This window comes from uncultured Anaerococcus sp. (genome assembly GCF_937934665.1).
Classification (GTDB): domain Bacteria; phylum Bacillota; class Clostridia; order Tissierellales; family Peptoniphilaceae; genus Anaerococcus.
Genome location: NZ_CALGYW010000001.1, coordinates 1 through 4,235, shown reverse-complemented (window position 1 = coordinate 4,235; position 4,235 = coordinate 1). Strand labels below are relative to the sequence as shown.

3 protein-coding genes and 1 pseudogene are annotated in these 4,235 nt (G+C 36.9%); all 4 read right to left on the bottom strand.

The genetic code is table 11. The annotated features are described in order from the left end of the window. Window positions 1-7: 7 nt before the first annotated feature. Window positions 8-1,093, bottom strand: a complete 1,086-nt coding sequence (locus Q0410_RS00020) for an ABC transporter ATP-binding protein (RefSeq protein WP_299031309.1) — start codon at window positions 1,091-1,093, stop codon at window positions 8-10. A gap of 4 nt (window positions 1,094-1,097) precedes the next feature. After that, a complete protein-coding gene (locus Q0410_RS00015; protein WP_299031306.1) occupies window positions 1,098-1,994 on the bottom strand; it encodes a sugar ABC transporter permease in 897 nt (298 codons plus the stop codon). A gap of 1 nt (window position 1,995) precedes the next feature. Further along, the gene (locus Q0410_RS00010) at window positions 1,996-4,026 is read right to left on the bottom strand and encodes a carbohydrate ABC transporter permease (protein WP_299031303.1); all 2,031 of its coding nucleotides are present in this window, start codon (window positions 4,024-4,026) and stop codon (window positions 1,996-1,998) included. A gap of 5 nt (window positions 4,027-4,031) precedes the next feature. Continuing rightward, window positions 4,032-4,235: pseudogene (locus tag Q0410_RS00005) on the bottom strand (hypothetical protein); the annotation flags it as partial.

The window sequence follows — 4,235 nt, the reverse complement described above, 5'->3', positions numbered from 1 at the left end:
CTCTTTTTTAGTTAATTCTATTAGTTGTTTCCCCATCAAAGAAGTGGAGGGCTTCTGGATCTAGGCTGAAGGTGTGACTTTCACCTATCCTATATTCATAGTGGCCTGGCTGGCTTACTACAAGTTCTGTACCATCATCCATTCTTGAATAGATTATTTGTTCCTTACCTAGCATTTCTATTACGTCGATTGTTGATGTAACAGCATTATAGCCTTTATCTCCTGGTATAAATCTTTCTGATCTGATACCTAGAGATACTTCCTTGCCTTCATAATTTTTAAGAGTTTCCTTATCCTTATCATTTGGTCTAACCTTCATTAGGCCAGATTTGTTGACAAAAAGACCATTTTCTATCTTACCTTCTACAATATTCATTGTAGGAGAACCGATAAATCCTGCTACGAAGAGGTTTTCTGGTCTTTGATAGAATTCGTTTGGCGCACCTACTTGTTGGATTTTACCTTCATCAAGTAGGATGATTTTTGTTGCCATGGTCATAGCTTCTGTTTGGTCGTGGGTTACATAGCAGCTGGTTGTTTCTAGCTGGTTGTGAATCCTTACGATTTCAACTCTCATGTGCTCACGAAGCTTGGCATCAAGGTTTGAAAGTGGCTCATCCATTAAAAATACCGCTGGTTTTCTAACTATAGCACGACCTAGGGCAACCCTTTGTCTTTGACCACCTGATATGTCTGATGGTCTAGAATAGAGGTAGTCTCTTAGTTGCAAGATATCTGCCGCTTCCTGAACTCTTTGGTCTATCACTTCTTTTCTCTCGTTTTTCATCTTTAGAGAAAAGGCCATATTATCATAAACTGTCATATGTGGGTATAGGGCGTAGGATTGGAATACCATCGCAATATCCCTATCCTTTGGCTCTACTGTATTCATTATTTTATCGTCAAAATATAGGGTACCTTCTGTAATTGAGTTAAGGCCCGCTATCATTCTGACTAGGGTAGATTTACCACAACCTGATGGTCCTAAGATTGCACAAAAATCCTTATCTTTGATATCTAGATCTATGTGTCTGATGGTAAATTTATCCCTACCTTCGTATTTTTTTCCTAAATTATCTAATTTAACTCTCATTATTTTATCCTTTCACTGCACCTGATGACAATCCTCCAACTAGCTCATCTTGTAGGAACAAGAATAAAAGCATTACAGGGATAGCTGATAAGAAGCCGCCTGCTGCAAAGGCCGGTTGGTTCATATTTCTTACGTCTGATATTAGAGTAAATAGGCCTGTTGCCAAGGTGTAATCTGCTGGATTAGTTAAGAGAATCTTTGGCATCATGTAATCAAGAAATGGTCCTATAAAGCATTGTAAGGCAATTATAGCTAGCATTGGTCTTGCAAGTGGCATAATTATTAGCCTATAAACTTGGAAGTTTGAACATCCGTCTATCCTTGCTGCCTCGTCAAGCTCCTGGGAGATAGAATCGAGATAACCCTTTAAGATAAAGGTATTACCTGCTATTGCCCCGCCTGAGTAGATCAAAATCAGCATCATTGAACGAGTAAATACTGGTACTACTCCCGAAACAATTGTGTGGATTGCGTAGTAGGCAGTGATTCCCGCAAAGGCTGGGATGATTTGCACTAGCATTATGGTTATAAGACTTGCTTTCTTGCCCTTAAATCTGAATCTTGAATAGGCATAGCCTGTAAAAGATACAAAGATTAGGGTAAGGATTGTGGTTGCTGTCGCAATTTTAAGTGTATTTACTACCCATCTTAGAAATTGGGTTTCTTCAAACAAGTATTTGAAGTTTTTTGTTGAAAATACAAATTCACCTGTCATTGATATATACTGACCTTGGTTGCCGTTAAATGATGAAATCACCATGATTGCAAGTGGCACAAGTATTATCGCAGCCCAAATAATTAAGATTAGGTAGGAGATTGTAAGAGCTACCTTGCCCGCAGCTGTTAAAGGTTGGAGGTCTGATAGGTAGAGGTCTTTATTTTTCTTTTTCTTTTTAAACATACTAATACTCCTTGAAGGCTGATGATTTCATATAGCCAAAGTAGGAAATTACTATAAGTATTATTGAAATAAATACTGTAATAGCTGCTCCTATAGCTTGGTATTGACTGTTCATGGTCAAGTTATAGATGTATGAAATCAAAATATCACTCGAACCCGCTAAGTTACCGTAGACTTGTGGATTGAATGGTCCACCGCCGTTAAATAGGTAAATTATTGAGAAGTTGTTAAAGTTGAATGTATATTGGTTTATAAGCATTGGAGATATTTGGAAAAGTACCAAAGGAATAGTAATCTTAAGTGTCCTTTGGAAGCCTGTAGCTCCGTCTATGCTTGCTGCCTCATATAAGTCCTTTGGTATAGCTTGGAGTACACCAGTTGTAAGGAGGAATATATAAGAATGTCCCAGCCATCCTTGAAGGAGGATGAGTGCTGTCCTGGTTTGTGCTGTGTTGTTTTTAATATCTATCGAAGTATTAAAGACCGCATTTACTGCTTCTGTAATTACACCGCCACGGCTGGTCATGATTGAAAAGAACATGATTGTGATAAAGGCTGGTATTGCCCATGGCAATAGGTAAATAGTCCTGAAGAACTTCTTGCCTTTGATTCTCTCGTTGTTGACCATTAGGGCAAAGATGAAGCCCAAAACAATTGCAAGTGTAGATGCAAGTAGAGTCCACATAATTGTCCAGCCGAAGATATGCCAGAAGGCCTTACCTGCTATACCTTGACCTTTAGCTATGGATAGGTAATTATTTAGGCCTACCCACTCAAATTTGTTCTGGTGTTGTGGATCCATATTTGTAAAGGAAATAAGGATAGCTGTGACTATTGGGACTATTACTATAAAGATAATTACCAAAAGAGCTGGTGTGGTTATTAGGTATGGGAAACCGTCAGTTCTTAGGTATTTTCTTGTTTCAAAGAATGAATTTGGTCTAATCCCCTTGATTTCGTCTTTTTCTGTCTTATAGACATCTAAAAATGAGCTAATAAGGATAAAAACACTTATCAAAATAAAGGCTAGGGCCAAAATCCCCTCTATCATAAAGATTATTGACCTATCAAGTCTCTTGCCACCTTGAGCAAGGGAAATAAGACCTGCTACACCCTGACCTTGGTAGTTGCCAAAACCTAGGGCATAAGGGACGGCTATAAAATATATGAAAAGTGAACCAATTAGAAGCATCAAGGCCTTTTGCCACTGGCCATTTAATAATTGGCCAAGGCCTGGGATAGGCGCTGTAATTATTGATTTGAATGGTTTTTCTTTGACTACTTCTACCGGTGTCCTACGTCTTGCGTCAGACCTTTCTTCTTCTAAAATTTTTAGAGAATGTTTAAGATCTGCCTTTAATTTGTAATTTAAGGATTCAATTTCTTCTTTGACAGAAACTTCTGGGTTCCTGTAGTCGATTTTTAGACTTTGGTCCTTATATTTTTGTTTTAATTGTTCTTTTGTAGCCTTGTAAGCTTTCTTGGAAATTCTTTCTTCCTTGAAAGATTCTTCTATCTCAGCGACATCGTGTTCGTATTTTTCTTTTAAAACTTTTCTGTCTTCATCCAAGAACTTGGTTTTTTCATTAATTTCTTCTTGGGTTAGATTTTTTTGTCGTTCTTTTGCGTCTTTTAGGTTGTCTTTTAGAAATTTGTCATGGTCTAAAATCTTTGGAATTTCAGTTACATCAAGCTCGTTTAACCTATAATCTAAGAGACTGTCATAAGATAAGTCCTTGTTTTCTTCATAGAAAGCGCGCATTTTTTCTGCAACAAGCATTTCTATATACAAGTCTTTTAGCTTCTTATCTTCTGGGATATTAGGATCAGAGTTTGCCTCACTATTTGCCTTTTCTAAAAGAGATTTTTTCTCATCCTCATATTTTTTTAATTTTTTATTGTATGGATGGTCTGCTTTAGAGTATTTAGGGCTGGTAGCCTTTTCCTTTGCTTCGATAAGATCAATTATATACTCGTTTTTCCTAGGAAAAGTTCTGCCCCTCCTATCTATAAGGCTTTTTTCATAAGTCATTTTTCTTACCTTTCTTGCCTTACTATTACTATTAACAAGATTATATTCAAAATAAGTCCCAAATAATAAAATACAGAACCTAGGCTAAATGTAAAAAACAGGTTGACTATAGAAATAAGAGTCATTGCCCCGAAAAATAGCTTATAGGTTTTGTTTATTCCGTATTTTTTAATAGTAAAAAAAGTGTATAGGGATATAGTTATGGGATT

Excerpts from the sequence above, each read along its gene's own strand:
- Q0410_RS00020 (WP_299031309.1), bottom strand. The coding sequence starts at position 1,093 with ATGAGAGTTAAATTAGATAATTTAGGAAAAAAATACGAAGGTAGGGAT.
- Q0410_RS00010 (WP_299031303.1), bottom strand. The coding sequence starts at position 4,026 with ATGACTTATGAAAAAAGCCTTATAGATAGGAGGGGCAGAACTTTTCCT.
- Q0410_RS00015 (WP_299031306.1), bottom strand. The coding sequence starts at position 1,994 with ATGTTTAAAAAGAAAAAGAAAAATAAAGACCTCTACCTATCAGACCTC.